27 protein-coding genes and 1 tRNA gene are annotated in these 26,900 nt (G+C 72.6%); 8 read left to right on the top strand and 20 right to left on the bottom strand.

Features of this window, described 5'->3' with window-relative positions; translation table 11 throughout:
* Window positions 1-5 precede the first annotated feature (5 nt).
* Both JNO54_RS04070 and JNO54_RS04065 read left to right on the top strand, forming a co-directional pair.
* Window positions 6-683 carry a uracil-DNA glycosylase gene (locus JNO54_RS04070; protein WP_204142741.1) on the top strand — a complete coding sequence of 226 codons (678 nt, stop codon included), beginning with the start codon at window positions 6-8 and terminating at the stop codon, window positions 681-683.
* Entirely contained in the window at window positions 680-1,501 is an 822-nt protein-coding gene (locus JNO54_RS04065; protein ID WP_307818053.1) for an SGNH/GDSL hydrolase family protein, read from the top strand. The genes JNO54_RS04070 and JNO54_RS04065 overlap by 4 nt, the downstream gene beginning before the upstream one ends.
* Here the strand turns inward: JNO54_RS04065 and JNO54_RS14905 are convergent.
* Window positions 1,498-2,619 (bottom strand): LCP family protein, encoded by a 1,122-nt coding sequence (locus JNO54_RS14905; RefSeq protein ID WP_204142740.1) that lies wholly within the window; start codon window positions 2,617-2,619, stop codon window positions 1,498-1,500. The two genes, JNO54_RS04065 and JNO54_RS14905, sit on opposite strands and share 4 nt — an antisense overlap.
* Before the next feature lie 48 nt (window positions 2,620-2,667).
* Here JNO54_RS14905 and JNO54_RS04055 point away from each other — a divergent pair, with 48 nt between their 5' ends.
* Complete coding sequence (locus JNO54_RS04055; protein ID WP_204142739.1) at window positions 2,668-3,849, top strand: acyl-CoA dehydrogenase family protein; 1,182 nt, start codon at window positions 2,668-2,670, stop codon at window positions 3,847-3,849.
* A gap of 3 nt (window positions 3,850-3,852) precedes the next feature.
* Here the strand turns inward: JNO54_RS04055 and JNO54_RS04050 are convergent, their stop codons facing one another.
* The 3 genes from JNO54_RS04050 to JNO54_RS04040 are packed head-to-tail and all read right to left on the bottom strand — an operon-like array spanning window position 3,853 to window position 7,089.
* The gene (locus tag JNO54_RS04050; protein ID WP_204142738.1) at window positions 3,853-5,310 is read right to left on the bottom strand and encodes a WS/DGAT/MGAT family O-acyltransferase; all 1,458 of its coding nucleotides are present in this window, start codon (window positions 5,308-5,310) and stop codon (window positions 3,853-3,855) included.
* Window positions 5,303-6,262 carry an alpha/beta fold hydrolase gene (locus JNO54_RS04045; RefSeq protein ID WP_204142737.1) on the bottom strand — a complete coding sequence of 320 codons (960 nt, stop codon included), beginning with the start codon at window positions 6,260-6,262 and terminating at the stop codon, window positions 5,303-5,305. Before JNO54_RS04045 ends, JNO54_RS04050 begins: the two co-directional genes overlap by 8 nt.
* Entirely contained in the window at window positions 6,259-7,089 is an 831-nt protein-coding gene (locus tag JNO54_RS04040; RefSeq protein WP_204142736.1) for an alpha/beta hydrolase family protein, read from the bottom strand. The genes JNO54_RS04045 and JNO54_RS04040 overlap by 4 nt, the downstream gene beginning before the upstream one ends.
* Window positions 7,090-7,187: 98 nt before the next feature.
* Between JNO54_RS04040 and JNO54_RS04035 the strand changes: the two genes are divergently transcribed.
* Window positions 7,188-7,952, top strand: coding sequence for an SDR family NAD(P)-dependent oxidoreductase (locus tag JNO54_RS04035; RefSeq protein WP_204142735.1), 765 nt, complete (start codon window positions 7,188-7,190; stop codon window positions 7,950-7,952).
* Window positions 7,953-8,138: 186 nt separating this feature from the next.
* Here the strand turns inward: JNO54_RS04035 and JNO54_RS04030 are convergent, their stop codons facing one another.
* The 14 genes from JNO54_RS04030 to JNO54_RS03965 form a co-directional block, all read right to left on the bottom strand.
* Window positions 8,139-8,879 carry a class III extradiol ring-cleavage dioxygenase family protein gene (locus tag JNO54_RS04030; protein WP_204142734.1) on the bottom strand — a complete coding sequence of 247 codons (741 nt, stop codon included), beginning with the start codon at window positions 8,877-8,879 and terminating at the stop codon, window positions 8,139-8,141.
* On the bottom strand, window positions 8,876-9,742 hold the full coding sequence (gene folP / locus JNO54_RS04025) for a dihydropteroate synthase (RefSeq protein WP_204142733.1): 867 nt from the start codon (window positions 9,740-9,742) through the stop codon (window positions 8,876-8,878). The genes JNO54_RS04030 and folP overlap by 4 nt, the downstream gene beginning before the upstream one ends.
* The gene (locus tag JNO54_RS04020; RefSeq protein WP_204142732.1) at window positions 9,739-10,692 is read right to left on the bottom strand and encodes a glucosyl-3-phosphoglycerate synthase; all 954 of its coding nucleotides are present in this window, start codon (window positions 10,690-10,692) and stop codon (window positions 9,739-9,741) included. Before JNO54_RS04020 ends, folP begins: the two co-directional genes overlap by 4 nt.
* Window positions 10,693-10,778: 86 nt before the next feature.
* The gene (locus tag JNO54_RS04015) at window positions 10,779-11,348 is read right to left on the bottom strand and encodes a DoxX family protein (protein ID WP_204142731.1); all 570 of its coding nucleotides are present in this window, start codon (window positions 11,346-11,348) and stop codon (window positions 10,779-10,781) included.
* Between the two features lie 146 nt (window positions 11,349-11,494).
* On the bottom strand, window positions 11,495-12,772 hold the full coding sequence (gene gabT, locus JNO54_RS04010; protein ID WP_233703419.1) for a 4-aminobutyrate--2-oxoglutarate transaminase: 1,278 nt from the start codon (window positions 12,770-12,772) through the stop codon (window positions 11,495-11,497).
* A 53-nt stretch (window positions 12,773-12,825) separates the two neighbouring features.
* Entirely contained in the window at window positions 12,826-13,683 is an 858-nt protein-coding gene (locus tag JNO54_RS04005) for a glycosyltransferase family 2 protein (RefSeq protein WP_307818052.1), read from the bottom strand.
* Window positions 13,676-14,680: a glycosyltransferase gene (locus JNO54_RS04000; RefSeq protein WP_204142729.1), complete on the bottom strand. Its 1,005-nt coding sequence runs from the start codon at window positions 14,678-14,680 to the stop codon at window positions 13,676-13,678. Before JNO54_RS04000 ends, JNO54_RS04005 begins: the two co-directional genes overlap by 8 nt.
* Window positions 14,677-15,777, bottom strand: coding sequence for a glycosyltransferase (locus JNO54_RS03995; protein ID WP_204142728.1), 1,101 nt, complete (start codon window positions 15,775-15,777; stop codon window positions 14,677-14,679). The genes JNO54_RS04000 and JNO54_RS03995 overlap by 4 nt, the downstream gene beginning before the upstream one ends.
* A complete protein-coding gene (locus JNO54_RS03990; protein WP_233703175.1) occupies window positions 15,777-16,466 on the bottom strand; it encodes a glycosyltransferase family 2 protein in 690 nt (229 codons plus the stop codon). The genes JNO54_RS03995 and JNO54_RS03990 overlap by 1 nt, the downstream gene beginning before the upstream one ends.
* Window positions 16,463-17,824, bottom strand: a complete 1,362-nt coding sequence (locus JNO54_RS03985) for a bifunctional PIG-L family deacetylase/class I SAM-dependent methyltransferase (RefSeq protein ID WP_204142727.1) — start codon at window positions 17,822-17,824, stop codon at window positions 16,463-16,465. Before JNO54_RS03985 ends, JNO54_RS03990 begins: the two co-directional genes overlap by 4 nt.
* Window positions 17,821-18,843, bottom strand: coding sequence for an acyl-CoA dehydrogenase family protein (locus tag JNO54_RS03980; protein ID WP_204142726.1), 1,023 nt, complete (start codon window positions 18,841-18,843; stop codon window positions 17,821-17,823). Before JNO54_RS03980 ends, JNO54_RS03985 begins: the two co-directional genes overlap by 4 nt.
* 1 nt (window position 18,844) lies before the next feature.
* The gene (locus JNO54_RS03975) at window positions 18,845-19,846 is read right to left on the bottom strand and encodes an SDR family NAD(P)-dependent oxidoreductase (protein ID WP_204142725.1); all 1,002 of its coding nucleotides are present in this window, start codon (window positions 19,844-19,846) and stop codon (window positions 18,845-18,847) included.
* Entirely contained in the window at window positions 19,843-21,024 is a 1,182-nt protein-coding gene (locus tag JNO54_RS03970) for a zinc-dependent alcohol dehydrogenase (RefSeq protein ID WP_204142724.1), read from the bottom strand. Before JNO54_RS03970 ends, JNO54_RS03975 begins: the two co-directional genes overlap by 4 nt.
* Window positions 21,025-21,039: 15 nt before the next feature.
* Entirely contained in the window at window positions 21,040-23,166 is a 2,127-nt protein-coding gene (locus JNO54_RS03965; protein WP_372430706.1) for a catalase, read from the bottom strand.
* 144 nt (window positions 23,167-23,310) lie between these two features.
* Here JNO54_RS03965 and JNO54_RS03960 point away from each other — a divergent pair, with 144 nt between their 5' ends.
* The 4 genes from JNO54_RS03960 (at window position 23,311) to JNO54_RS03945 (ending at window position 25,018) form a co-directional block, all read left to right on the top strand.
* Window positions 23,311-23,997, top strand: coding sequence for a response regulator transcription factor (locus JNO54_RS03960; RefSeq protein ID WP_233703174.1), 687 nt, complete (start codon window positions 23,311-23,313; stop codon window positions 23,995-23,997).
* Window positions 23,998-24,024: 27 nt separating this feature from the next.
* A tRNA-Thr gene (locus JNO54_RS03955) sits at window positions 24,025-24,097 on the top strand.
* Between the two features lie 163 nt (window positions 24,098-24,260).
* Window positions 24,261-24,422 carry a hypothetical protein gene (locus JNO54_RS03950; RefSeq protein ID WP_204142723.1) on the top strand — a complete coding sequence of 54 codons (162 nt, stop codon included), beginning with the start codon at window positions 24,261-24,263 and terminating at the stop codon, window positions 24,420-24,422.
* Window positions 24,423-24,466: 44 nt separating this feature from the next.
* Window positions 24,467-25,018 (top strand): DinB family protein, encoded by a 552-nt coding sequence (locus JNO54_RS03945; RefSeq protein ID WP_204142722.1) that lies wholly within the window; start codon window positions 24,467-24,469, stop codon window positions 25,016-25,018.
* On the opposite strand, the gene JNO54_RS03940 is transcribed toward JNO54_RS03945, so the two are convergent.
* Both JNO54_RS03940 and JNO54_RS14900 read right to left on the bottom strand, forming a co-directional pair.
* The gene (locus tag JNO54_RS03940) at window positions 25,015-25,923 is read right to left on the bottom strand and encodes an SDR family oxidoreductase (protein ID WP_204142721.1); all 909 of its coding nucleotides are present in this window, start codon (window positions 25,921-25,923) and stop codon (window positions 25,015-25,017) included. The genes JNO54_RS03945 and JNO54_RS03940 overlap by 4 nt on opposite strands.
* Before the next feature lie 96 nt (window positions 25,924-26,019).
* Window positions 26,020-26,748, bottom strand: coding sequence for a transglycosylase family protein (locus JNO54_RS14900; protein ID WP_204142720.1), 729 nt, complete (start codon window positions 26,746-26,748; stop codon window positions 26,020-26,022).
* Window positions 26,749-26,900 lie beyond the last annotated feature (152 nt).

Raw genomic sequence — 26,900 nt, 5'->3', positions numbered from 1 at the left:
CCGACGTGACCGCGCACCCCCTCGTCGAGCTCGTCCACCCGACGTGGGCGCAGGCCCTCGAGCCGGTGGCCGCGACGATCACTGAGATGGGCGCCTTCCTGCGCGCCGAGGTGGCCGCCGGGCACGGATACCTGCCGAGCGGCGAGCACGTCCTGCGGGCCTTCCAGGTCCCGCTCGACGAGGTGCGCGTCCTCGTCGTCGGCCAGGACCCCTACCCCACGCCGGGGCACCCGATCGGGCTCTCCTTCGCCGTCGCCCCGGATGTCCGGCCGCTGCCCCGCTCCCTCGCGAACATCTACCGGGAGCTCGTCGACGACCTCGGCGTCCCGGCACCGGGCAGCGGCGACCTCACCCCGTGGACCGAGCAGGGCGTCATGCTCCTCAACCGCTGCCTCACCGTGCGTCCAGGCGCCCCGAACTCCCACCAGGGACGTGGATGGGAGCGGGTCACCGACCGGGCCATCGAGGCGCTCGCTGCCCGCGGCGGACCGCTCGTCGCGATCCTCTGGGGCCGAAACGCCCGCAACCTCGCGCCCGTTCTCGGCGAGACCCCGAGGATCGAGTCGGCCCACCCCTCGCCGCTCTCGGCGCGCAACGGCTTCTTCGGCTCGCGCCCCTTCTCCCGCACCAACGACCTCCTCGCCCGTCAGGGCGCCGACCCCATCGACTGGAGACTGCCGTGACCCAGCCGCCCCTGTGGACCTCCTACGTCGCCGTCGGCGACTCCTTCAGCGAAGGGATGTCCGAGCCGGACCCGCGGACCGAGGACGCCTACCTCGGCTGGGCCGACCGGCTCGCCGACGCGCTGGCCCGCCGTCTCGAGGAGACCGGTGACGCGGCCGAGCCGTTCCGGTACGCGAACCTCGCGGTCCGCGGGCGCAAGATCGACGACGTCCTCGACCGGCAGCTCGAGGCGGCCCTGCCCATGGGGGCCGACCTCGTCTCGATCGTCGGGGGCGGCAACGACATCCTCCGGCCGAGCGTCGACCTCGACGACATCGCCGACCGGCTCGAGCGGGCGGTCGAGCGGACGCGGGCGACCGGCGCCGATGTCCTCCTCGCGACGCCCACCGACCCGGCGAAGGCGGGCCTGCTGTCCTCCCTTCGCCCCCGGCACGCCGTGCACACGGCCAACCTCTTCTCCATCGCCCAGCGCCACGGCGCGTACGTCCTCAACCTCTGGACGATGCGCTCGCTGCGCGACTGGCGGATGTGGTCGCAGGACCGGATCCACCTCTCCCCCGAGGGCCACCGGCGGGTCTCGCTCGCCGCGCTCGACGCGCTCGGGCTGGACACCGACCGCACCGACTGGACGACACCGCTGCCGCACGAGCCGCTCGTGCCCCGCACCGAGCGGCTCGTCGAGCACGGCCGGTGGGTCCGCACGCACGCCGGACCGTGGGTGCACCGCCGCCTCACGGGCCGCTCCTCCGGTGACAGCATCGCGGCCAAGCGGCCCGAGCTGAGCCCCCTTCGCCCGGGCGAGCTGCCCTTCGGCTAGCCCAGGCGACCGTCGCGGAAGTCCCGGAGCGCCTTCTTCGACGCCCCGTCGAGGATGACGATCGACTGGCCCCCGGCCGTGCCGAAGCCACCCTTGGCGACCGCGCGGCCGACCTTCGTCGGGTCGACGCGGTAGAAGCCGGCCGAGAAGCGCAGCATCTCGGTGGCGGTGAGGTCGGACTCGGTGTGCTTGTCGAGGATCGTCACGAGCCGCGGCAGGCCTGACGGGCCGGCCAGGCGGGCCTGGAGCGCGATGGCCCCGACCATGAGCCCCTGGTTGGCGGACCGGTCGAAGTCGCCGCCGGCCAGGGTCTTGCGCTCCCGGGCGAGAGCAACCGCGGACCTGCCGTCGATCTCCTGCCGGCCCTGCGGGAGCCGGCCGCCGGGCAGGTGTGACCGGAGTCCGTCGGGCAGCGAGACCCTCAGTCCTCCCGCCTCGTCGACCGCCCTCCGGAATCCGGTGAAGTCCGCCAGCACGTACCCCGTCGGGCTGATCCCGCTGACCTCGCGGACCGCGTCGACCTGCCCCCGCGGCCCGCGGTAGACCATCGCCGAGTTGAGCTTGCCGCTGCCGTGCCCGGGGATCGGCACCCAGAGGTCGCGGGCGAAGCCCATGACGCCTGCTCCGCCCTTGCCGTCGGTCCCGACGAGCTGGAGCGCGTCGGCGCGGGCACGTCCCACCTTCTCGCCCTTGCGGGCGTCCGACCCGATGAGCAGGACATGCTGCCGCCCCCCGAGCCGCGCCGTGCCCTCGTCCCCCAGCGACGGCCACCAGCCGCCGACGACGACCCAGGACCTCTTGCCCTTCGGGCGCACGGCGAGGGTGACGTCGCCCTCCTGCTCGTCCTCGCCGGTGACGACGGCGACCTCGTCGCCGCGCCAGCGGCCCAGCCCGGCCTGGCCGGCCACCTCGGCGCCGTACCGGTCGGTGACCGCCGCGGCCAGCGCGTCCGGTGCCCCCTCGATCGCAGGCGAAGGGGTGGAGGGTGCCGCTGACGAGGTGGTCGGGCTCGACGTCGTCGAGCTCGCCGCCGGCTCGTCGGCCTGCCCGGAGCAGGCGGCGAGCGCGACGGCGGAGACCGCAGCGGTCACGCCGAGGGGCAGGCGGGGGCGAAGCACGTGTCCATGGCACCACACCTGACCGTGCCGGTCGATATCGTGCGAGGCATGCCAGCAACCCGGCTCATGCCCTCCGAGATCGGTGACGACCTCATCGACCTCACCCGCACCATCTGCGACAAGGCGCTGCGCCCGCGGGTGGACGACACCGAGCGCGCGGCCGAGTCCGGGGAGGTCTTCCCGCGCGAGGTCTTCGCCGAGCTCGGGGCGGCGGGTCTGCTCTCGCTCCCCTATCCCGAGGAGCACGGGGGAGGCGGCCAGCCGTACGAGGTCTACCTCCAGGTCGTCGAGGAGATCGGCTCGGCGTGGATGTCGGTCGCCGTCGGCACCTCGGTGCACAGCCTCACCTGCTACCCCGTCGCGACCTTCGGGTCGACCGAGCAGCAGCAGGCACTCCTGCCGGAGATGCTCTCGGGCGACCAGCTCGGTGCCTATGCCCTCTCGGAGCCGCTCGCCGGCTCGGACGTCGGGTCGATGACGACGCGGGCGACGCGTGACGGCGACGGCTGGCGGCTCAAGGGCCGCAAGGCGTGGATCAGCCACGCCGGCCATGCGGACTTCTACACGACCTTCGCCCGGACGAGCGAGGACGGCGGCCGCGGGATCACCTGCTTCGTCGTCCCCGCGGCCGCGGAGGGTCTCTCCTTCGGCGCGCCGGAGAAGAAGATGGGTCTGCACGGCGACACCGTCCGCGAGGTCTACTACGAGGACGTCTACGTCGGTGACGACCGCCGGGTCGGGGAGGTCGGTCAGGGCATGGCCATCGCCCTGTCCGCCCTCGATGCCGGGCGGCTCGGCATCGCCGCGGCCTCCACCGGGCTCGCTCAGGCCGCGCTCGACGTCGCCGTGCGCTACGCGAGCGAGCGCGAGCAGTTCGGCCGGCCGATCGCGAGCAACCAGGGCCTGGCCTTCCTGCTCGCGGACATGGAGGCTGCGGTGACCTCAGCCCGGGCCACCTACCTCCACGCCGCCCGGATGCGCGATGCCGACCGGCCCTTCGGCACCCAGGCGGCCGTCGCGAAGCTCGTCGCGACCGACGCGGCCATGAAGGTGACGACCGACGCCATCCAGGTCCTGGGCGGCGCCGGCTACACGGCGGACTTCCCGGTCGAGCGCTACTTCCGCGAGGCCAAGGTGACCCAGATCTTCGAGGGCACGAACCAGATCCAGCGACTCGTCATCTCCCGCAACCTCCTGCGCGACCTCACGGCCGGCCGGACGAAGGGGTGAGCCTCAGTCCCCCTTCGCCTGCGCCTGCGCAGCCGCGAGGAGGACGTCGATCTCGGTGAGCAGCCCGTCCGCGATCGACTGCGCGTCGGGCACGGCCCGCCGGCAGCCGACCACGCCGACGCCCAGGTGCTTGCCGAGGCCCTGGAGGGTGATGTTCATGCCCATGCCGTCGACGATGATCGAGAGCGGATAGATGGTCTCGACCATGGCACCCCCGAGGTAGACGGTGATGTCCGGACCGGGGATGTTCGAGACGACGGTGTTGAAGGTCCGGACCCGCCGCAGCACGCCGAGATCGAAGAAGGTCCGCATCGCCCGCGACAGCAGGATCGGCGGGGCGAACTGGATGCCACCCTCGTAGAGCTCCTGCGGGATCGCCGCGCCGTGCTCCTTGGCCGCGCGGCTGCTCGAGTGCGTGGCGAGGACCCGCTGCACGGGGTCGTCGAGGTGAACCGGCAACGGGGTGAACATCGCTGTCACCGAGTTGCCGGCGGCCCCGCTGCGGTCACCGGCGAGGGCGACCGGGACCATCGTCACCAGGGGTGTGTTCGTCGCACCGCCGTGCCGCTGCAGCCAGCCCCGCAGCGAGCCTGCGCAGACCGCGAGGACGACGTCGTTGACGGACACCCCGAAGGCCGACTTGATGGTCCGCAGGTCCTCGAGCGGCAGCCGAGCCAGACCGATGCGCCGTTGGGCGCTGATCCGGGTGTTGAAGGGCGTCGCCGGTGCCCGCAACGGGGTCGCCGCGGTCTCGAAGGCTCCGCTGCGCCCGATGAGTCGCGACAGCATCGGCTGGGCCTGGAAGGCGAGCGCCGGGAGGTACCGTACGGCCGCTGCCGCCAGCGTGACCGCGTCCTTGGGCCGACGGGTCACGCCGAGCGCGGCCCGGGCGAGCAGGCTGAGCCCGGACGGTTCCGCCTGGGGCTCGAAGGGGGCGGGATCGCCCGGGAGCCGGCCGGGCTCGAGGTCGATGAGCGAGACGAAGAGCTCGACGCCCGTCACGCCGTCGATCATCGCGTGGTGGACCTTGGTGTAGACCGCGACCTTGCCGCCCTCGAGGCCGGTGATGACGTAGCTCTCCCACAGCGGACGGGTGAGGTCGAGCGGGCGCTCGTGGATCCGGGCGACGGCGTCGAGGAGAATCTCCTGCGTCCCGGGCTGGGCGAGGGCCAGCTCGCGCACGTGGTACTCGAGGTCGAAGTCGACGTCGTCGACCCAGTAGGGGCGGTCGAGGCCGAGAGGGACGTGCTTGAGCCGGCGGCGGAAGTGACCGAGCCGGGGCAGCCGCTCGGCGACGAGCGCCCGCAGGTGCGCGAGGTCGAAGGGGACATCGAGACCGCTGGGGTCGAGGACCGCGAGGCTGCCGACGTGCCCTGTCTGCCGCGACGCCTCGAGCCCGAGGAAGGCCGCGTCGAGGCCGGGCAGCTGGACCGGACCGGTGGGTGTCATCGCGTCAGTCATGGGTGTCGCCGAGCTTGGTGCGGGCCCAGTCGGTGATCGCGTCGTAGGTGTCGTCGGGGACCTCGATCATCGGGACGTGCCCGACGCCCGGCATCTCGACATAGGTCCAGTCGGCGTTGAGCTTGGCGGCCCACCGGGCGGCGGAGACGGGCACGAGCCGGTCGAGGGTCCCCTGGACGAGGAGGACGGGCATGCCGATCTTGGCGAGGCGGGCTGCGGTGACGCTGTGGCGCACCAGGGCGTTCATCATCGTCTGGCCCGCCTCCTTGAAGGCGCGCTGCTGCTCGCGGAAGCCGAGCTGCGCATGCGCGAGGTCGACGTGGGCCTCGACGACGTCGCGGTCCGCCCGGTCCCAGCGCGCGATGCACAGTCGGAGCACGAACTCGACCTCGCCGGCGACAGTCACCGAGCGACCGAGCCGCCGACGCATGTTGCGCCGGACCGGCGCCGAGACGAGCGTGGCGACGCTCCGGAGGGCGTCCTGCGGGCGCGACTTCGGGGCTGCGAGGGCGGGAGCGAGGAGCACGAGCCCGCGGACCCGGTCGGGCACACGGCTCGTGACCATCGTCGAGATGAGCCCGCCCATGGAGTTGCCGACGAGGATCGCGTCCTCCTCGACCACCTCGTCGAGGAAGCGCCGGACGAGCTTGGCGTTGTTGCCCACCGACGCCGAGCGCTCGGTCGCGCGGGTGAGACCGAAGCCGACGAGGTCGAGGGCGTAGACGCGGTAGTGCTGAGCCAGCCGCTGACCGAGGAGCACCCAGTTGAGGTGGTTGCCGCCGAGGCCGTGGACGAGGAGGACCGGGGATGCCCCCTTCGGACCGGCCCACTCGATGTAGTGGACCTCGCCGTCGAGGTCGACCGTACGACTCACCGCCCCCCACGGCTCGGCGAGACCCTGGCCCTTGGCCGGCTCGTCGGTGGTCGGCTGCTGCGCTGCTGCGTCACTCATCGATGGTCCTCGTGGGGGGTGTCGGGTGCGGGGAAGAAGGGCGAGAGGAGCGTCGGCGGGACGAAGGGGGCCCACTCACCCTCACGTTGGGCGAGCCGGTCCGCGACCGCCCAGAGGACCTGTGGGTCGAAGCCGATGCCGAGGTGGCTGGAGCGCACCCGGATGTTCTCCGAGTGCTCGGTCGGCGGCTCGAGGCAGTGCTGCCAGGCGACGATGCCGTCGGTCCGCGAGTAGATCGAGGTCGACGGGACGGGGAGCGGCAGGGCGCTGCGGCCGGTGATCCGGGGGGCGCGTTCCTCGTCGTCGATGTCGTGGAGGTGCGAGTAGCGGTAGAAGGCGTTGTTGGCCCGTGACTGCCCGGGGTGCTGGAGGCGGTAGGGGCTCGCGAGGGTGATGACCTGCCGGACGTGCTCGGGGTGGCGGTGCGCGAGGTCGCGGGCGTAGATGCCGCCCAGGCTCCACCCGATGACCGAGACCGTCGAGCGGTTGCGGCGGCTGATCCGCTTGATCGCGGCGGGCAGCGCGGCCCGGACGGCGGCGGTCGGCCCGACGTTGCGGCCGAGGTGCCACTTGTAGGGGTGGAAGCCCTGCTGGCGCAGGAAACGGCGCAGCACGAGGGTCGAGAGGTCGTTTGCCAGCAGGCCCGGCAGGACGAGGACCGGGTGGCCGTTCCCCTTGGGCGCGCAGCGCAACCACGGGGCGGCGAGGAGCAGCGCGTCGACCGCCATGACGACGCGGGGAACCTCCGCGGCCAGGAGGAGAGGGCTCGGCGCGGCCGCTGCCTCGTCGACCGGCGAGGGGCACAGCTCCTCGAGGACGGTGTTCATGCTCCCGAGTAAACCGCGGATCGCCGTCCGGCGTGGGAGATCGGGGCTGGTGGTGACGGATCGGCGTCCTGCTCCGGGACTCACTATGCTCACGAGCCATGCAGATCACCGACCGGACCGTCGCTCTCGTCACCGGAGGAGCCTCCGGGCTCGGGGAGGCCACGACCCGCCACCTCCACAGCCTCGGCGCCGCGGTCGTCATCGCCGACCTCCCCTCGAGCCCAGGCCAGACCCTGGCTGACGAGCTGGGTGAGCGGGCCCGCTTCGTCGCCACCGATGTCCGGGACGAGGTCGCTGTCCAGGCGGCGGTCGACTCCGCCGGGGAGCTCGGCGAGCTGCGGGTCGCCGTGACCTGTGCGGGTATCGGTACGCCGGGTCGGGTCGTGGGACGTACGGGGGCGCTGCCGCTCGAGAGCTTCCGCCAGGTCATCGACGTCAACCTCGTCGGCACCTTCAACGTCCTGCGCCTCGCCGCCGCCGCGATGGTCAAGAACGAGCCGGTCGACGGCGACCGCGGCGTGTGCGTCATGACTGCCTCGATCGCCGCCTACGACGGTCAGGTGGGGCAGGCGGCGTACGCCGCGTCGAAGGGCGGCGTCGTCGGGCTGACGCTCTCGGCCGCTCGCGACCTCGCGGACAAGGCGGTGCGGGTCGTGACGATCGCGCCGGGGACCTTCGCCACCCCGATGCTCGCGGGGCTGCCCGCGGAGGCGACGAAGGTCCTCGAGGCCCAGGTCCCGCACCCCTCGCGGCTCGGGCAGCCGGCCGAGTACGCCAAGCTGGTCGGCCACGTCGTCGACAACGCGATGCTCAACGGCGAGGTCATCCGCCTCGACGGTGCCCTGCGCATGCCTCCCCGCTGACGCCCCCCCACCCCCCCCTTCGCACGAGCCAAGGCTCGTACCCAACCAGGACCCCCGACCGTCCCGCACGAGCCTTGGCTCCTGCGACCACCTGACCCCCGACCGTCCCGCACGAGCCTTGGCTCGTGCGACCACCTGACCCCCGACCGTCCCGCACGAGCCTTGGCTCGTGCGAAAACGGGGCGGTCAGGTGCCCGTCGGGAGCCAGGTGGCGACGAGGTAGCCGACGCCGTAGGGCGCCTCGTCGAGGGTGACGTCACCGATGAGCCCGGGGGATGCCAGGGGCGCGCCATCTCGCGCGTCTGGCATCCCCAGAGCGCCGGCGAGCACCTGGAGCGCCGCACGACCGCGGCACCACAGGGCGTCCGCGAGCATCGGGTCGATCGCGAGGAGCGCCTGCCCGTCGACCTCGGCGAGCGCGCGGGCGATCCTCGCGTCGAAGCCCTCGGCCCGCTCGTCGAGGTGGCCGGGCGCCTTGACCGTGCGGGTCGCCGAGCCGTCGGCGACGACGGCGAGCACGGTCGGGCGGCCCCGTACGAGCGCGGCGCCGAGGGACGCGCACTCGCGGGCCGCCGCATCGTCAGCGACGCTGACGAACCGCGCCGCGACGTCGTCGCCGAGCAGCTCTCGACCGATCTCGAGACCGGTCGGGAGGGCACCGGCCGGGACACGACCCGTGGTGAACCGTGCCGCTCCCGACGGGGCGTCGGTCGCCCACTCGAGCCGCACCGGACGGCGGGCGAGTCCCCCTTCGAGGTTGGTGGCTCCGCAGACGACGACCACCTGGGCCTCAGGGTCTGCCGCGACCGCGGCGGCCAGAGTCGCGCGGGCCCGGTCGCGCAGCTCTGCGAGCGGGTCCGCGGCGCCGCCGAGGCCTGGGAGCAGCGCCGGAGCGGCCGGGACGACAGCGGCGGCGACGAGCGTCATGCCAGCCCCCGCATCGTCCGGGCCGGCGGCCGCTCGCCGCGCAGGGTCGCGACCATGTCGAGGACCTGGCGGGTCTCGGCGACCTCGTGGACCCGGAAGACCCGAGCCCCGAGCCAGGCGGACACCGCGGTCGTCGCGAGCGTGCCGACGACGCGCTCGTCCACCGGTCGGTCGAGGGTCTCCCCGACGAAGTCCTTGTTGGACAGCGAGACGAGCACCGGCCAGCCGGTCTCGACCATCTCGCCGAGGCGCCGGGTCACCTCGAGCGTGTGGTGTGTGTTCTTGCCGAAGTCGTGGGCCGGATCGATGAGCACCGACTCCGGTGCCACCCCGGCCTCCACCGCGCGGCGGGCGTACCCGACGGCTCCCTCGACGACGTCTCTCACCACATCCCGCTCGTAGCCGGTGCGGAAAGGACGGGTGCGTACCGCCGCGCCGCCGGTGTGGGTGCACACGATCGCGACGTCGTGCTCGGCAGCGACGTCGACCAGCCTCGGGTCGGCGCCGCCCCAGGCGTCGTTGAGGACGTCGGCTCCGGCGGCGCACACCTCCCGGGCCACCTCGTGCCGCCACGTGTCGACGCTGATGACGAGCTCGGGGTGCCGCTCCCGGACCTCGGCGACGAAGCCGACGATCCGCTCGATCTCCTCGGCGACGCTCACGTCGCCACCTGGGGCCGCCTTGACCCCACCGATGTCGACGAGGTCCGCGCCCTCCTCGACGACGGTGTCGACCCGGGCCATCGCCGCGTCGTCGGCGAAGGTCGCACCCTTGTCGTAGAAGGAGTCCGGCGTCCGGTTGACGATCGCCATGACGAGCAGGTCGGTGTCGGAGAAGCTCCGTCTTCCGAGCCGGAGGGTCATCTCGCCTCCTCGATGTCCAGGCGAAGGGGGCCCGCCGGGGGTCGCTCGACGAGCGGCACCTTGCGCTCGCGCCACCCACCGTCACGGGTGTGCTGCTGGAGGACGTCTGCGCGCACTCCGGGACCCTCGGCCCCGGGGCAGCGGGCGCGGGTGACGGCGAGGAGCTCGGCGGCCATGACGGCGAGGTCGTGGTCCTTCTGGTGCTCGTGCGCGCGGGCCCCAAGGTCCACCTGGGCGATCGCGTCGAGTCCGTGCCGGGCGAAGGTGTCGATGAGGGTCGCGATCTCGACGCCGTAGCCCGTGGGGACCTGCAACGACTCCATGAGCGGTCGGCGAGCGCCCCACTCCCCCGCGAGGGGCTGGATGACCCCGGCGAGCTCGGGCCACCAGAGGTCGAGCATCGGCCGGGCGACGAGCTCGGTGACTCGACCACCCTCGGTGCTGACGGCTGCGCCGCCGCTGCGCAGCACCCGGTCGTAGAAGCCCTTGACGAGGAGCACCTCCGGGTCGTCGAGCAGCGGGCCGAGCAGGCCTGTGACGAAGTGCGGGCCCCAGAGCCGCAGGTCGGCGTCGACGAAGACGAGCAGGTCGCCGCTCGTCACGTGCAGCGACTTCCAGATCGCCTCGCCCTTGCCGGGGTTGGTGCCCAGGTCCGGCCTGATCTCGGCAGCCGCACGGACGACGGCTCCGGCCTCGCGGGCGGCGTCGGCGGTGCCGTCGCGGGAGTCGGAGTCGATGACGACGACCTCGTCGACGAGCGGTGCCGCCCGGACGAGCTCGGCGACGATGCCGGCGACAACAGCTCCGACGGTCGCCACCTCGTTCTTCGCGGGGATGACGACGCTCACGCGCGAGCCGGAGCGCTCCTTGGCCTCACGGAGATCCTCGACGCCCCAGTCGTGGTGGGTGGACGTGCGCGTGCTGAGCCAGCCACGGGTCTCGGCGAGCATCTCACCCCTTCGTCCGGATCGCCGCGACACGACGCGGCGGCCCGCCCATCGTAGGGCGGGCCGCTGCGGTACGCGGTGTCAGGAAGTCAGCGCAGGATGCCGTTGCCGACCTTGCGACCCCACCAGCGACCGAGACCGAGCTTGTCGCCCGAGAGGGTGTAGGCCACGACGAGCAGGGCGAGCGCCTCGATCCAGTGGCTGTCGGTGATCGGGTTGGTGAAGCCCTCGCCCGGGCGGCCGATGGGAAGGGCCGCGAGGTACATGAGGAACAGCAGGAGGGTGCCGCCCCAGGCCGCGATCTTCAGCATGCCGCCGGCCAGGAAGGCGATGCCGATGCCCGCCAGCCCGAGCATGAAGACCCAGTCCCAGATCCCGCCGGCAAAGTTCTCGAAGAGTCCGGCGAAGGGGCCGTTGACGACGTCGGGGCTCTTGGTGAGGAAGCCGGTCGTCGGCGACCCGCCGTCGATCCAGGCACCCTCGGCCGGCGTGCCGTAGCCGAGGCCGAAGAGCTTGTCGAGGAAGGGCCAGAGGAAGGTCCAGCCCAGGAGAAGACGCAGCGCGGTGAGGAGCCACTGGGCCATCGGGGAACGGACGACGTCCTCCTGGTACAGGACGTCTGTCTCGACGTGCGTGCGGCGGTCGGTCGTGGCGGTCATGCTGTCCTCCGGAACGGTGTAGGGATGTCAGTAGGAGGATCACCTGCTGGCTCGACCTAGTGTAGTACTACGCAGCGTCGTAGTCCAACGCACAACTACCTCTTCGGTGTGTCGTGGACCACACCGCACATGCGGGCGGAGGGGCCTCAGCCCAGCGCCACCGAGAACGCCTCGGCCAGGACGTCCATCCCTTCCTCGAGGAGGTCGTCGCTGATGGTCAGCGGCGGCAGGAATCGGAAGACGTTGCCGTACGTCCCGCACGTCAGCGTCACCAGGCCGCGCTCGTGGCAGGCCTTGTTGACCTTGGCCGCAAGCTCGGGGGCCGGCGTCTTGAGGTCGAGGTCGGAGACGAGCTCGATGGCGATCATCGCGCCGCGTCCCCGGACCTCCCCGATGACGCCGGTGGAGTCGGAGAGCGCCTGCAGGCGACCGACGAGCAGCTCCTCGATCTCGCGGGCGCGCCCGGCGAGGTTCTCCTCGCGCATCGTCTCGATGCTCGCGAGGGCCGCGGCGCAGGCGACGGGGTTGCCGCCGTAGGTGCCGCCGAGACCTCCGCCGTGGACAGCGTCCATGAGCTCGGCACGGCCGGTGACCGACGCGAGCGGCATGCCGCCGGCGATGCCCTTCGCCGTCGTGATGAGGTCCGGGACGACCCCTTCGTGCTCGCTGGCGAACCAGTCACCGGTGCGGCAGAAGCCGGACTGCACCTCGTCGGCGATGAAGAGGATGCCGTGCTCGCTGCACCAGTCGGCCACCCGACGCATCCAGCCCTGGGGCGGGACGATGAACCCCCCTTCGCCCTGGATCGGCTCGAGGATCACCGCCGCCGTGTTCTGCTCGCCGACCTGCGCGTGCACCATCGCGGTGAAGGCCTCGAAGGCCTCATCGGCGCACTGCTTCGGGCCGGTGAGCCAGCGGTAGGGGTAGGCCATGGGGGCCCGGTAGACCTCACCGGCGAAGGGCCCGAAGCCGTCCTTGTACGGCATGTTCTTCGCCGTCAGCGCCATGGTGAGGTTGGTGCGCCCGTGGTAGCCGTGGTCGAAGGCAACGACGGCGGTGCGACCGGTGGCGTGCCGCGCGATCTTCACGGCGTTCTCGACCGCCTCGGCCCCGGAGTTGAAGAGCGCCGACTTCTTCGCATGGGGGCCGGGCGTCACCTCGGCGAGCGCCTCGCACACCTCGAGGTACTCCTCGTAGGGGGTGACCATGAAGCAGGTGTGGGTGAAGTCCTCGACCTGCCGCTGGACAGCCTCGATGACGCGAGGGTTGCGGTTGCCCACGCTCGTCACGGCGATGCCGGAGGCGAGGTCGATGAGCTGGTTGCCGTCGATGTCGCGGATGATCCCGCCCTCGGCTGCCTCGACGTAGACCGGCAGGCCGGTGCCCACCCCGTCCGCGACTGCGGCGAGCTTGCGCTGCTGCATCTCGACGGACTTCGGGCCAGGGATCTGGGTCGCGAGGACGCGCTGCTGAGTGATCACCCGCCGATCGTAGGGGTGGCCCGTCCTGCCGTCGACAACGTCGGCCCGTCCGCGTCCCACCGCACGAGCCCCGCCTCGGCGAAGGCGTCGAGCCAGCCCCGCATCGGCCAGCGCCCCCACCGGCGGTGAGCGATCCGGGCGTTGCGGACGATGTCGGCGACGTGCTCGACCGGCGGCCGTGAGACGGGGTGCCACTGGTGGTAGGCATGCGCACCGCCGACCCAGGTGAGACCGACGCCGCACTCGCGCGCGGTCCAGGCCAGGTCGGTGTCCTCGCCGCCGTAGCCGACGTAGTCCTCGCAGAACCCGCCGAGGCGACGCCAGGTCGCCGGGGTGACGGCAAAGGAGAGCGACCAGAAGAGGTCGTGGTCACCGTCGCGGACGAGCTCGCCGGCGGAGGGCGAAGGGCGGGCCGCGTGCGGGTCGGTGAGGGCGAGGAGGTCTGCGGCCGAGTCGGGCAGGACGCCCTCCCCGAGGTAGGTGACCGGCCCGCAGAGAAGGTCCTCGGGGGCGTCGTGGGATGCCTCGGCGTAGCGCGGGAGGAGGTCCGGGCCGGGGAGGCAGTCGACGTCGAGCAGGACGACGAGGTCGGCACCCTGCGCGAGAGCCGTCTCGACGCCCCGGTTGCGGGCGGCGGCGAGCGGGAGGCCCCGTGGGTCGGGGAGCGCGGAGACCACGGTGACGTCGGGGTCGTCCTGCAGGAGAGGCGCGATGTCGTCGTCGTCCATCGTCACGACGACGTGCGGGGTCCCGGCTGCGACCTCACGCAGCATCCGGCGCTGGCGCAGCAGGTGGTCGTGACGCCCGTGGACGACGGTGACGGCGGCGATCTCGGGCTCGACCAGCTCAACCACGACCCACCCGCTCGACGAGCTCGGCCGCGCGGTCGACGGCGCCCTCGGTGCGCCACTGCTCCCAGCGGGACGGCAGCACGCGCGACGCCTCGACCTCGGCCGCCCAGTGGGTGAGCGGGTCGCGCTGCCGGTCGCGGACGACGATGCGCGCCAGGCCTCGCGCAGCCAGGGCTGTCGCGAGCCGGTCCTGGTCGGCGAAGGGGCGCTCCTGCGGCAGCAGGAGCGTGGGACGTCCAATCGCGGCGATGTCGGCGACGGCGTTCTGGCCGCAGTGGGCGACGACGACCTCCGCCGCTGCGAGGACCGGAGCGAGGTCGTCGACCCACGTCCGGCCGTCGAGGACCTGCCAGCGCAGGCCGGGGACCGACGCGGTGATGCGGTCGGCGAGGTCGGGGTCGTCGAAGCCCTCTCCCCCGGCGAGCACCATGCCCTGCCGCTCCGTGGCAGGCACGCCCGCGGGAGCGGCCAGTCGGCTGATGCCCCCGACCTCGACGACCTCGGCCCGCGCGTCCGCGAGGTGCGGCGCGACGAGCTGGGACCACCCCGCGGGCCACGGCGCGAGGACAGCCGAGGCGATGTCGTAGACCGCCCGGTGCGGCTCGTCCGTGCGCTCCCCCGGCTGGGCGACCACGACGACGGGCACGCCGAGGAGCCGCCCGAGCATCGCCATCTCGACCGAGACGTCGACGACGAGGAGGTCAGGCCCCTGGTCGGCCACCCACGCCGCGAGCGACGCTCCTCGACCACGGAACCCGCTGTGCCGCAACGGTGCCCAGTGCAGACGACCTCCCGCCGTCACCTCGTCACGGCGAGGGTCCACCCCTTCGTCGTCCATCGGGAGGTCCAGTCGCCCGAGAGCTGCCGGGACGTCCCTCAGCCGCGAGCCCAGGAGCGTCACCTCGTGCCCCCGCGCGGCAAGCGCCCGACCCACGACCCGCGCCCGGGTGAGGTGGCCGGCCCCGTGATGGTGCACGTACCACCCGATGCGCAGGCTCATCCGACGCGGATCGAGCTGAGGCTGGCCTGGCCCTCGACGGCGTCGGCGAAGACCTCGAGGTACTCGGCGACCATGCGGTCCTCTCCGAGCCGCGCCTCGGCGTCGGCCCGCACGGCCCTCCGGTCCAGGGCAGCCGCCTGCGGTACCGCCTCGGCGAGGGCGTCCGCGAGGGCCGCCTCGGCCCGGCCGAGGTCGGGGACGAGGACGCCGGAGCTGCGGCTCACGACCTCGGGCAGGCCGCCGCGGCTGAGCGCGACGACGGGCGTGCCGCACATCATCGCCTCCGCGGCGACGAGCCCGAAGGGCTCCTCCCAGCGGGGGGTCGCGAGGCTGGCCAGGCTCGACCCGACGACCTCGGCGGTCGCCTCATTCGTCAGGTGGCCGAGGTGCTCGACGCCGTCACCGAGCAGCGGCTCGACGTGCGACGCGAAGTACCGCCGGTCGCTCGTCGGTCCGACGAGCCGCAGGGGCAGACCGGCCGCACGAGCGGCGCGGATCGCGAGGTCGGTGCCCTTCTCCGGGGTGATCCGGCCGACCCAGACGAGGGCATCGCCGCCATCACCGAGAGGGAAGGCCGCGGGGTCGATGCCGTTGTGCACGACGCGCGGTCGGCTCTGCAGCATCGACCACTGGGCGGCCGAGGCCGCGCTGACGCAGACGTAACGCACGGAAGGGGCGGCGAGCGCGACGCCGACCTCCATCCAGGGGAAGGGCGGGCAGTGCAGCGTCGTCACCACCGGGCTCGGGAGGGCAGCGCTCATCGCGAGCGGCAGGTGATGGAGGCTCTGGTTGTGGACGAGGTCGACGGGCCGTCGGGCGAGATCGGCCATCGCCCACGCCATGGCCGTCTCGTCGCGCAGGAAGTCCGGCTCGGGCAGGTGCAGGTCGAGCTCGGAGATCCGGCTGAGCACCGGCGGGACAGGGTAGGCCGCCAGCTCGTCGCACAGCGCGAGGTCGGTGCCCTCGCGGGCGTAGAGGCGCACGGTGTGGCCGGCCCGGCGCAGGCCGCGCAGGACCGCCGCGGTCTGCGCCTCCTGGCCGCCGGGGTAGGGCTCCGCCAGGGGGTTGCGGGTCGTGGCGATGACGGCGATGCGCATCAGCCCACCTCCTTCGCGAGGTCGGCGAGGTAGCCGGCGAAGCCGCCGGTGCACCTCGAGTCGGTGCGCGCGGAGGTCCGCACGCGCAGGCGGTCGGTCGCGATGACGCGGACCGAGGGGTTGAGCCGGGCCCGCCGGACGAGGTCGACGTCCTCGTGCAGGGCGAGCGGGGCGAAGCCTCCGAGCGCCAGGTAGGTCGTGGCTCGCAGTCCGAGGTTGGCGCCGTGGACGTGGGTGTGGCCCTCGACGAGCTCGTGGCGAGCCGCCCACCCGGCGAGCACGGCCGGGTCGATGATGCCGAGCGGCTCGACGGTGCCCACGACGACGTCTGCGCCGTCGTCCGCGAGGTCGAGCTGCTCGGTGAGCCAGTGCACCGGGACGACCGAGTCGGCATCGGTGCAGGCGACCCAGGTCTGGCCGGCGGCACCGTGGCCGAGCGCGGTCATGACCCCGAGGTGCCGGGCGGCACCGACCCGGCCGAGATCGCAGGACGTCGCCCGTGCGCCGTGGAGCGCGACGACGGCGGCCGAGCCGTCGGTGCATCCGTCGAGGACGACCCGGACGTCGACGGCGGTCTCACGGCGAGCCCGGCGCAGGACGGCGGCCGCAGCCTCGATGCTGCTCAGGCATCCCGGGAGCATCTCCTCCTCGTCGCGCGCCGGGACGACCACGGCGACCCGCGTGATCATCGCGCGCCCCGGGTCGTGAGCGGGCGCCCACCGTGGACGCTGAGCAGGAGGTCCGGCTCCTCGTGCCGCACCCTCAGCGGCAGGTCAAGCATCGCGTGGGCCTGACGGTGGGCGAGCGGCCCGTCGAGCGGGATGCCGGTCGTCGGGTGCCGCCAGTGGCACAGGACGATCTCGCCTCCGTCGGCGAGCCGCCGCCGGGCGCCGCGGACCGTGGCCAGCCACTCGTCGCCACGGAGGAAGTAGCCCACCTCGGAGATGACGACGAGGTCGAAGGGGGATCCGCTCACCTCGTCGAGGACGCCGGGCAGCTCGCCGCGGAGCCACTCGACGTGCGGGTCGGGGACGTGCGCGCGAGCCCGGTCGAGGGCGGCCTGGCTGACGTCGACCGCCGTGACGTGGCCGGCGCGCGCAGCGAGGTCGGCGGTGAGCCGGCCCGTCGCGCAGCCCAGGTCGAGCACGCGGTCGTACCGCTCGCGCCCCAGCCCGGCCAGGGAGAGCGCGCGCTTGCGTCGCTCGTACCAGCCGTCGAGGTCCCACGGGTCTCCGTCGCCGAGCAGCTCGTCGAAGGTCTCAGCGCGCTCTGATCGGGACGGTGACGGGACGGGCTCGTCGGCCGGCACGACGTAGGTCTCGACGAGCCGCTCGAAGCGAGCGCGCACGTGCGGCCCGAGGACCGGCGCGTCCCCCTCCCCCGGCCCGAGGGGGGTCGTCTGCGTGCCATGGGCCTCGATCGCGGTCCTCTTGGCCGTGACCAGCTCGACGTCGAGCGGGACCTGCCGCAGCCGCTCCCACGGCAGGACGTCGCCGTCGGCCCACTGCCACGCCCACACGGGGTACTCCCAGACCCGCGCACCGAGCCGGGCGGCCACGCGGCCGACGGCATCGTGGTCGGGGTGCCCGTCGCGGCTCCAGGGGGCGAGGACAAGCGTCCGCGGTCCGACGAAGGGGGATGCGGCGGCGGCGATCTCGCCCTCGTGCTCGCTCACCCGGCCGTCGGGGACGGCGAGCTGGACGAGCCGGTTGTCCGCAGCGAGCCCCTCCACGGCACGGCGCGCCTCGGCACGACGTGCCCGGCCGAGGTCGTGGACGGACCACGCAGTGGCCCGGGGGTGCGACTGCTCACCGGAGCTCGCGACGATCACCACGGCCGGCAGGCCGGCGCGACCAGCGGCGGCGATGAGCCCTGCGGCGCCGAGGCTCTCGTCGTCGGGGTGCGCCGCGAGCACGAGGAGGCTGTCGCACCCCTCGAGGACCGCCTCCGGCGCGAGCGCGGGCACCGCCTCCCACCGGGTGTCGAGGAGCCAGGCGGCCTCGCTCGTGCCGGGCTCGCTGTGGCGGAAGGAGGGCGGGGTACTCATCGCTCCTGCCTGGCGAGCACGAGGGCGCCGAGTCGCGCGAGGTCTCGCTCGGCATGGTGCTGGCGGACGTAGACGGTGAGGTCGGCGACACGTCTCGCGTGCTCGTCGTCGCCGGTGAGCGGACCGGGGCCGAGCGCGTGCCCGACGATCGTCAGGAGCTGCTCGGCGGCGTCAGCGCACGTCGCGCGGACCCGCGCGGCGAGCAGCGCTCCGGCCTCGCCGACGCCCTCCCCCGCCTCGATCGACACCGCGGCCGCGACGAGGGTCGCGTCGGCGGCGTGGAGGAGAGCGTCGGCGCGACCGAGGTGCGCCGAGGCGATCTGGTCGGGCGGGCGGCGCAGGCTCGCCTCGGTGAGGGTGCTGAGGAGCGCGTGGGCGGCGCCGAGCCAGACCGCGGCCACGCCGATGCCGCCCCAGGCGAAGCCGGGGCGCCGGAGATACCAGCCGTCGTCCCCGAGCGGCGTCGCCGGGACGCCGTCGAGCTCGAGCGTGGTCGAGCGGACCCGCGTCAGCCCGCGCGAGACCCAGGCCTGCTCGGGGTGGCGCACCCCCGGGTCGTCGAGACGCACCGCGAAGGCTCGGGTCGTCTCGGGTCCCGTGTGCGCGGTGATGACGGCATGGCTCAGCTCGCCGGCGAGGGAGCACCACGGCTTGCGCCCGGTGAGGACCCAGCCCTCCCCCTCTCGCGAGGCCAGCAGGTGATGACCTGCTCCGTGGGCCGCGTACACCCCCCAGACGCCGTCGCCGGGCCCGGGGACAACGGCCTCGTGGTCGCCGTCCGCGGCCTGAGCGAGGATCGCCGTCGCGTCGAGGTGCGGCTCGACGACCCGCGCGACGGTGAGATCGCCGGCGCCGAGGGAGAGCAGGGTCCGCAGGTAGGCCACCGGGTCGCTCCCGACCGAGGCCCCGACCGGCCCCAGCTCCCGGGCAAGGTCAAGGACCCCGTTGATCACGCCGTCGTGCTGGGCGTGCGCGCCCAGCACGCGGACCCGCTCGACCAGCGCGTTGTCGACCTGCACCTCACACCCTTTCGTTGTTGCGACGAGCCGCCCGGTCCCCCAGGACGCTCAGCGCGTTGACGACGCGCGACCCCAGGCGGGCCCGAGCGGTCGCGCCGCTCACCCGGGGGCGCTGCGGCGACATCGACGGACCACGCTCGGGACCCTCGGGCAGGATCCGTGAGGCGAGGCCCATGGCGCGTACCGTCAGCGCCGGCGCCAGACCGTGGACGCGGCGGCCGACCATCGTGAGCGGGGTGAGCTCGACCTGCGACCGGCCGGCGAGCACCCCGTCGACGATCCGACGGGCGGCCCGCTCTGCGCCGACGGAGAGCACCGGCATCGACGCACCGGGCGCGAACCACGCGTAGTCGTGCTCGGCATGACCGACGAACTGCGCACCGACATGCCCGCCCGTGCGCATGAGCCCCGGGACGATCGTCGTGGCCGTGACGCCCGAGCCGGCGAGCTCGGCGTGCAGACCCTCCGACAGGCCGACGGCACCGAACTTCGCCACCGAGTACGGCAGGAGGTGGGGCACGCTGACGACCCCACCCACCGAGCTGACGATGCCGATCCGGCCTCTCCCCGCCGAGCGCATCGTCGGCAGCACCGACAGAGCGAGGTGCACCGGGCCCATGAGCATCGTCTCGACCGCGTCCCGGAAGTGTCCGAGCGTCGTCGAGCCGACGGGGCCGACCTGGATGATCCCGGCGACGTGGATGGCGACGTCGATCCTCCCTTCGTCCTCGAGGACCCGCTCGACCCATGCCTGGACCGCATCCGCGTCCCGGACGTCACACACCGAGGGGACGAAGGGGGCCCCGCCGGGTCCCCCTTCGCCTCGGCCCGAGCGATGGGCGACGAGCGTCGCGGCCCGGTCGAGCGTCGCCGCGGAGTGGCCGCACCCGTGGACCCGGAAGCCGCGGCGGGCCAGCTCGGTGCTGATGAGCAGGCCGAGCCCGCGCGAGGCGCCCGCGACGACGGCCACCCCCGGCGTGGTAGCGGCAACCTCAGCGCTCACGGCTGGAGCACGACCTTGATGCAGCCGTCCTGCTTCTTCTGGAAGATCTCGTAACCGTGCGGGGCCTCCTCGAGCGGGAGTCGGTGGGTCGCGAGCGACTCGAGACCGAGCACGTCGGCGTCGTCGGCGACGACCGGGAGGATGTCGTCGACCCAGCGCCGGACGTGGCACTGCCCCATGCGCAGCGCGATGCCCTTGTCGAACATCTCCATCATCGGCATCGGGTCGGCCATGCCGCCGTAGACCCCGCTGACGGAGACGGTGCCGCCACGGCGAACCGCGCTGATCGCGCCGTGCAGGGCGGCCAGCCGGTCGATGCCCGCGCGCTCCATGAGCGGCTTGGCGAGCGCGTCCGGGAGGAGACCGGCGGCCTTGACCGCGGCCCCGAGGACCGGGCTGCCGTGCGCCTCCATCCCGACGGCGTCGAGCGTGCCGTCGGCGCCGCGGCCGTGGGTGAGGTCCTTGATCGCGGCGGGGATGTCATCGACCTCATCGGTGCTCAGCACCTCGATGTCGAAGGCTCGCGCGGCGGCGAGCCGCTCCGGGACGTTGTCGACACCGATGACCCGCAGGCCCCGGTGCCGGGCGATCCGGGTGGCGAGCTGGCCGACCGGGCCGAGGCCGAAGACGGCCAGGGTGTCGCCCTCGTCGACCTCCGTCCAGGCGACGCCCTGCCAGGCCGTCGGGAGGATGTCGGAGAGGTAGAGGAAGCGCTCGTCCGCGACGCCCTCGGGCACCTTGACCGGCCCGAAGTGCGCCTGCGGCACGCGCAGGTACTCCGCCTGACCGCCGGGCACCGAGCCGTACAGCTCGGTGTAGCCGAAGAGCGAGGCACCCTTGCCATGCTCGGTGACCTGCGTCGTCTCGCACTGCGCGGTCAGCCCCCGCTCGCACATCCAGCAGTGCCCGCACGAGATGTTGAAGGGGACGACGACCCGGTCGCCGACGGCGATGTGGGTGACCTCGCTGCCGACCTCCTCGACGACGCCCATCGTCTCGTGGCCGAGGACGTCCCCCTTCGTCAGGAAGGGGCCGAGGGGCTCGTAGAGGTGCAGGTCCGACCCGCAGATCGCCGTCGACGTGACCCGGATGATCGCGTCCGTCGGTTGCTCGATCCGCGGGTCGGGGACGTCCTCCACGCGGACGTCGCGGGGGCCCTGCCAGGTGAGTGCTCGCATGATGCTCTCCTTCGATCAGGCGGTGATGTCGCGGTCCCAGGCACGCGGTCCCGCGCACCGGGTGACGAACTCGGCGCGGGTCTTGGCCGCGCCGAGGGTGAGGCAGGCGTCGTCGAGCTTGCCGTCGAGGCCGGCCGCGCTGACGAGCGGTGCTGCCTCGGTTGTCAGCCCGATGACCTTGAAGTGGGTGAAGGCGTCCGTGAGGAAGTCGCGCGCCGCCGGCTCGTCGGCGAGCTTCTTCGCGCCGGCGTCGCCGGTGACGATGGCGACGGCGTCGAAGAGCACGGAGGGACCACCGGCGACCGCGTGGTCGGCCACGACCTTCTTGCCGCCCTTGAGCTGCTCGCCGCCGACCGCGATCGCGACGACGTCGACCTGCCCGCCCGCCTTGGTGACGGCGCTGCGCAACCCGTCGACGACCGCTCCGTCGGCATCCTCACCCACGAGGATCCCGAGCTTGCGACCCTCGAAGGTGTCCTTGGCGTTGGCTAGGATGCTCGTGGCCGGGGTCGGCTCGAGGTCGGTGCGCGCGGCGACGGCGGCCGGGCTCGCCGCCGGCAGGTCCATGCCGAGCCCGTCGGCGATCCGCTGCGCGAGCGTCTCGTCGACGTTGCGCAGGTTGGCCATCACCCGGGTGCGGATCTCCGGGATCTCGCACTTGCCGAGCTCGAAGACGTACGCGGCGACGATGTGGTCCTGCTCGACCGGGGTCTGGCTGACGTAGAACTGGCGGGCCTGGCTGTAGTGGTCGGCGAAGGACTCGGCGCGGATCCGACGCGTGTCGCCCTGGATGGGCTGGGCGAAGGGGACGTGGCCGGCGTCGCCGACCTCGCGGGGACCGCGGTCGGTCCCGGTGAAGGAGTTGGGCTCGTAGTTGGCGCGGCCGCTCTGGTGCGCCGTCTGCATGTGCCCGTCGCGCTGGAAGTGCGCGACCGGGCAGCGGGGGGCGTTGACCTCGAGCTGGGTGAAGTTGGTGCTCCCCAGCCGCTTGAGCTGGGTGTCGAGGTAGGAGAAGTTGCGGCCCTGGAGCAGCGGGTCGTTGCTGAAGTCGATGCCCGGCGGCACGTTCTGGGTCATGAAGGCGACCTGCTCGGTCTCGCTGAAGACGTTGTCGACCGTGCGGTTGAGCGTCATCGTGCCGAGGACGCGGACGGGGAGGATCTCCTCCGGGATGATCTTCGTCGGGTCGAGCACGTCGAAGTCGAACTCGTCGGCGAAGGCGTCGTCGAAGACCTGGACGCCCAGCTCCCACTGCGGGAAGTCGCCCACCTCGATCGCGTCGTAGAGGTCGCGGCGGTGGAAGTCCGGGTCGGCGCCATTGATCTTCACCGCCTCGTTCCACACGACGGACTGCATGCCGAGGACCGGCTTCCAGTGGAGCTTGACGAAACGGCTCGTGCCGTCGCCGGTGAGGAACCTGAAGGTGTGGACGCCGAAGCCCTCCATCATCCGGAAGGAGCGGGGGATGGCGCGGTCGGACATCTGCCAGAGCGTCATGTGGGTGGACTCGGGCATGAGCCCGACGAAGTCCCAGAAGGTGTCGTGCGCGCTCTGCGCCTGCGGGAAGCCGCGGTCCTGCTCCTCCTTGACGGCGTGCACGAGGTCGGGGAACTTGATCGCGTCCTGGATGAAGAAGACAGGAATGTTGTTGCCGACGAGGTCCCAGTTGCCCTCGTCGGTGTAGAACTTCGTCGCGAAGCCACGGACGTCCCGGGCGAGGTCGAAGGAGCCAAGGTTGCCGGCCACGGTCGAGAAGCGGACGAAGACCTCGGTCTGCTTCCCCTTCGCCGAGAAGAGCGACGCGCGGGTGATGTCGCTGTGGTCGCCGTTGGACTCGAAGACCCCGTGGGCGCCGTAGCCGCGGGCGTGGACCACCCGCTCCGGGATGCGCTCGTGGTCGAAGTGGAAGAGCTTCTCCCGGAAGTGGGCGTCGTTCATCAGGGTCGGGCCGCGGTCCCCGGCGCGCAGGGAGTTCTGGTCGTCCTGGACGGGCTGGCCCTGGGCGGTGGTCATCGGAGGCGAGTCGCCGCCGGCCATCTGGTGCAGCTCGTCGCCCTGACCGCGGACATCCTTCGGGTTCTTCTTCGGTCCGGCCTTCTTCGTCGCCGAGCTCTTGGCCGTGCTCTTCTTCGGGGTGGCCACAGGAGGTCCTTCCGGTCAGGGTGCGGTTGGTCGCACGCCTGATGACTCAAGCACGCATCACCGCTGGTCAACGGCGTAGCGGCCACCTCCATTGGGGTGTACGCGCAGGGCCTCTGCGGGGTGGACAGCGAGTACCTTGCAGACATGCAGACCAGCCCTGGCGGGCAGGCACCCATCAGGGTCGCCGTCCTCAACGACTACGAGCTCGTCGTCCGCGGGGTCGCGGCGATGCTCGAGCCGCACTCCGACCGTGTCCAGGTCGTCGAGCTCGACAGCAAGCTCTCGGCGGGGCAGCCGGTGGACATCGGGCTGTACGACACCTTCTCCCTCCCGGCGGCCGTCGAGGACCACCTCGACGACGTCGTGAGCGACCACCACGTGACACGGTCCGTCCTCTACACGTGGTCGGCGACCCCTGAGGTCGTCGCCGCGGCACGTGACCGTGGCGTCGCCGCCGTGCTGCCCAAGTCACTGCGAGCTGACGAGCTCGTCCGCGCACTGGAGCAGGTGCACGCGGGCGCGCAGATCCTCGAGCCACAGCCGTCCGAGGGCGAGGGCGACCACGCCGGCGGGTGGCCGGGCAAGGCAGAGGGACTCACCCCGCGGCAGTCCGAGATCATCGCGCTGATCACCGAGGGTCTGACGAACCAGGAGATCGCCCGCCGGACCTACCTGAGCATCAACTCGGTGAAGTCCTACATCCGGGCCGCGTACCGGACGATGGGAGTCACCTCCCGCAGCCAGGCGGTCCTCTGGGGGATCGACCACGGCTTCCAGCGCGACCGTCGCCGGATCGTCCTGGACGAGGGGGCGTCAGGTCGCCTGTCGTAGCATCGGGGCGGCGGCGCGAACCGCCGTGCTGGAGTGGCGCAACTGGTAGCGCACCTGTCTTGTAAACAGGTGGTTGAGGGTTCGAGTCCCTTCTCCAGCTCTCAGCGTGACCCCACGCGGTACTGACGACCGTTGGCTGAGCCGAGCCGTACACATCCTCCGAGACCCAGCCGGGCTGTCAGCCCCGGCTGAGCAACGGTCGTCGTACCCGCGAGTCACCGCGCCGTGCAAGCTCCCGCGGATGTGCTGGTCGGCGAGCCCCGATGCCGACGGTGCAGCTCCCGGACCCGCTCGGCGAGCTCCTCGTCGGGCCCGTCGACGGTCGCACCGGGCACCACGTCGGATGGCGAGCGGCGCCACGGGGCCTCGGGCGACAGGTCGACGGCTCGCGTCAGGTGCTGGCGGTCGGTCGCACGGAGCGATGACATCGCAACGGGCCTGCCTCTGCCTGCCTCCCTAGGCTGGACGCATGGACATCGTTGCGAGCCTCGTCGACCAGCTCGAGTGGCACTGGGACAACCAGCTCCGGCCGCGCCTGGAGGGCCTCACCGACGAGGAGTACCTCTGGGAGCCGGTCCCCGGCTGCTGGAGCCTGCGGCCGAAGGGGGAGTCCGTCGCCCCCGTGCAAGCCGGAGAGGGTGACATCGTCATCGAGTTCGCCTTCCCCGAGCCCGACCCTGCCCCCGTCACGACGATCGCGTGGCGGCTCGGGCACGTCGTCGTCGGCTGCTTCGGGGCGCGGACGCACAGCCACTTCGGCGGCCCACCCGCCGACTACATGACGTGGCCATGGGCCGCGAGCGCCGACGAGGCACTCGTCCAGCTCGACGCCGCCCACGGCGCCTGGGTGCGCGGCGTCGGCGGCCTCGACGTCGAGGCGCTCGCACGGCCCGTCGGCGAGGCCGAGGGCCCGTGGGCCGAGCGGCCGATGATCGACCTCGTCCTCCACGTCCACCGCGAGGTGGTCCACCACGGCGCCGAGATGTCGCTGCTTCGCGACCTCTACGCCCGCCTCGGCTAGAAGACCCCGCGGCCCCCGGTGACGCCGACGATCGTGCCGGAGACGAAGCTCGCCTCCTCGGGCGAGGCGAGGAAGACGTACGCGCCCGCGAGCTCGGCCGGCTGACCGGCCCGACCGAGCGGCGTGTCCGCGCCGAAGGTCTCGATCTTGCTGTTCGGCCGCGTCGCCGGCTGGAGCGGGGTCCAGATCGGGCCCGGCGCGACGGCGTTGACCCGGATGCCCCGCGGACCGAGGTCCTCGGCGAGGCTGACCGTGAGGTTGTTGATCGCGGCCTTCGTCGCGGCGTAGTCGATGAGCTGGGTCGAGGGGTCGTAGGCCTGGACCGAGCTCGTGTTGATGATGCAGTCGCCCTTGCGCAGGTGCCTCAGCGCCGCCTTGCTGAGCCAGATCGTCGCGTAGAGGTTCGTCCGGATCACCCGATCGACCTCGACGGGGTCGAGACCGGCCAGTCCTTCCTTGCCCTTCGCCCAGTGGTACCCGGCGTTGTTCACGAGGATGTTCAGCCCACCGAGGCCCTCCGCGGCATCCTTGACGACCTGCTCGCAGGTCTCCCGCTCGACGAGGTCGCCGGGCACGAGAACCGCCGACCGGCCCGCCTCCTCGACGAGCGCGGCGGTCGCCTCGGCGTCGGCCTGCTCGTCGGGCAGGTACCCGATCGCGACATCGGCGCCCTCGCGGGCGTAGGCGATCGCGACGGCGCGGCCGATGCCGGAGTCACCGCCGGTGATGAGTGCCTTGAGGCCGGCGAGCCGATCGTGGCCGACCCAGGTCTCCTCACCGTGGTCGGGCACCGGCTTCATCGCCTCGGTGCTGCCGGGAGGGCTCTGCTGCTGCTTGGGGAAGCCGCCCTTGCTGTCCTTGCGGACCATCTGCGCTGCCCGTCGGGCCACCGTCGACCGTGCCATGCGTGTCAGCTCCTTCGTCGTGGAGCTCTCACGCTACGAGCCTCGTCGCTCGCGCGGCAGATCAGCAGGTGGCCTTCTGACCTGGGCAGACGCCGGTCAGCGCAGGACGTTGCTGTTGAGCCAGGACTGCAGCCGCGAGGTGGTCTGCGGACCCCACTGGCCGTCGACGCCCGCCCCGACCTTGCGCTGGAGCGCCTTGGTCGTGATCGGGCCGATCGCGCCGTCCTGGGCGACGCCCAGCTTGCCCTGCATCTTCATCTTGTCGGAGCGGTCGAGCCAGCCGTTGACGGACCCACCGACCCAGGTCTCGATGCCGGCGTTGGTCTTCGGGCCGATGATCCCGTCGACGACGAGCGTGCCACCGGTCGAGGTCGTCGCCGGACGCGTGGTGGTCCGCGACGCGCGGTCCTCGCCGGCGTAGGGGTCGACCGCGAGGCCGTTGGCCACGGTGAGACCGGCCCGAACGGAGCACACCGGCCACGCCCTGGGGCCCTGGACGCGCAGGACCTTCTGCGCGATCTCGATCTGCTGACCCCGGGTGGCCTGGTGCGCGTAGGCCGCGTACTGGCCACCGCCGAAGCCGGTCCAGGTCTGGGGGTGGAACTGCAGGCCGCCGTAGTAGCCGTTGCCGGTGTTGATCGACCAGTTCTGGCCGGACTCGCACGTCGCGACCCGGTCCCAGACGGTGTCCGTGGCGCCGGCGCTCGTCGCGAGGCCGACCCCTCCGGCGGCAGCTGCGGCCGCGCCGACGACGGCAGCGGCAACCCGGACGCGGCGCGAGCGCGAGGAGGGCTTGCGGACGGGGAAGTCTTCGGTGGCGAACATGAGTGAGTGGCCTTTCGGTCTGCCGCACGAGACCAGGGGCGTCTCATGCGTGCCGTCGGCGACCGTACGACCTCTCCAGTCACACAAACAACACCCAGCACATAAATACAGACCTGTAACTCCAGCCACTCTCGCCTCGCCCTGGGGGATGA

This window comes from Janibacter endophyticus, assembly GCF_016888335.1.
GTDB classification, from domain to species: domain Bacteria; phylum Actinomycetota; class Actinomycetes; order Actinomycetales; family Dermatophilaceae; genus Marihabitans; species Marihabitans endophyticum.
Note: the sequence above shows the minus strand (reverse complement) of the source record. Positions and strands in the feature narration are given on the sequence as shown.

Bases quoted from the DNA above. Each gene is read 5' to 3' on its own strand.
- JNO54_RS04055 (WP_204142739.1), top strand. From the start codon at position 2,668: ATGCCAGCAACCCGGCTCATGCCCTCCGAGATCGGTGACGACCTCATC.
- JNO54_RS04050 (WP_204142738.1), bottom strand. From the start codon at position 5,310: ATGACTGACGCGATGACACCCACCGGTCCGGTCCAGCTGCCCGGCCTC.
- JNO54_RS04045 (WP_204142737.1), bottom strand. From the start codon at position 6,262: ATGAGTGACGCAGCAGCGCAGCAGCCGACCACCGACGAGCCGGCCAAG.
- JNO54_RS04040 (WP_204142736.1), bottom strand. From the start codon at position 7,089: ATGAACACCGTCCTCGAGGAGCTGTGCCCCTCGCCGGTCGACGAGGCA.
- JNO54_RS04035 (WP_204142735.1), top strand. From the start codon at position 7,188: ATGCAGATCACCGACCGGACCGTCGCTCTCGTCACCGGAGGAGCCTCC.
- JNO54_RS04030 (WP_204142734.1), bottom strand. From the start codon at position 8,879: ATGACGCTCGTCGCCGCCGCTGTCGTCCCGGCCGCTCCGGCGCTGCTC.
- folP (WP_204142733.1), bottom strand. From the start codon at position 9,742: ATGACCCTCCGGCTCGGAAGACGGAGCTTCTCCGACACCGACCTGCTC.
- JNO54_RS04020 (WP_204142732.1), bottom strand. From the start codon at position 10,692: ATGCTCGCCGAGACCCGTGGCTGGCTCAGCACGCGCACGTCCACCCAC.
- JNO54_RS04015 (WP_204142731.1), bottom strand. From the start codon at position 11,348: ATGACCGCCACGACCGACCGCCGCACGCACGTCGAGACAGACGTCCTG.
- gabT (WP_233703419.1), bottom strand. From the start codon at position 12,772: ATGCAGCAGCGCAAGCTCGCCGCAGTCGCGGACGGGGTGGGCACCGGC.
- JNO54_RS04000 (WP_204142729.1), bottom strand. From the start codon at position 14,680: ATGAGCCTGCGCATCGGGTGGTACGTGCACCATCACGGGGCCGGCCAC.
- JNO54_RS03995 (WP_204142728.1), bottom strand. From the start codon at position 15,777: ATGCGCATCGCCGTCATCGCCACGACCCGCAACCCCCTGGCGGAGCCC.
- JNO54_RS03990 (WP_233703175.1), bottom strand. From the start codon at position 16,466: ATGATCACGCGGGTCGCCGTGGTCGTCCCGGCGCGCGACGAGGAGGAG.
- JNO54_RS03985 (WP_204142727.1), bottom strand. From the start codon at position 17,824: ATGAGTACCCCGCCCTCCTTCCGCCACAGCGAGCCCGGCACGAGCGAG.
- JNO54_RS03970 (WP_204142724.1), bottom strand. From the start codon at position 21,024: ATGCGAGCACTCACCTGGCAGGGCCCCCGCGACGTCCGCGTGGAGGAC.
- JNO54_RS03960 (WP_233703174.1), top strand. From the start codon at position 23,311: ATGCAGACCAGCCCTGGCGGGCAGGCACCCATCAGGGTCGCCGTCCTC.
- JNO54_RS03950 (WP_204142723.1), top strand. From the start codon at position 24,261: ATGCCGACGGTGCAGCTCCCGGACCCGCTCGGCGAGCTCCTCGTCGGG.
- JNO54_RS03945 (WP_204142722.1), top strand. From the start codon at position 24,467: ATGGACATCGTTGCGAGCCTCGTCGACCAGCTCGAGTGGCACTGGGAC.
- JNO54_RS03940 (WP_204142721.1), bottom strand. From the start codon at position 25,923: ATGGCACGGTCGACGGTGGCCCGACGGGCAGCGCAGATGGTCCGCAAG.
- JNO54_RS14900 (WP_204142720.1), bottom strand. From the start codon at position 26,748: ATGTTCGCCACCGAAGACTTCCCCGTCCGCAAGCCCTCCTCGCGCTCG.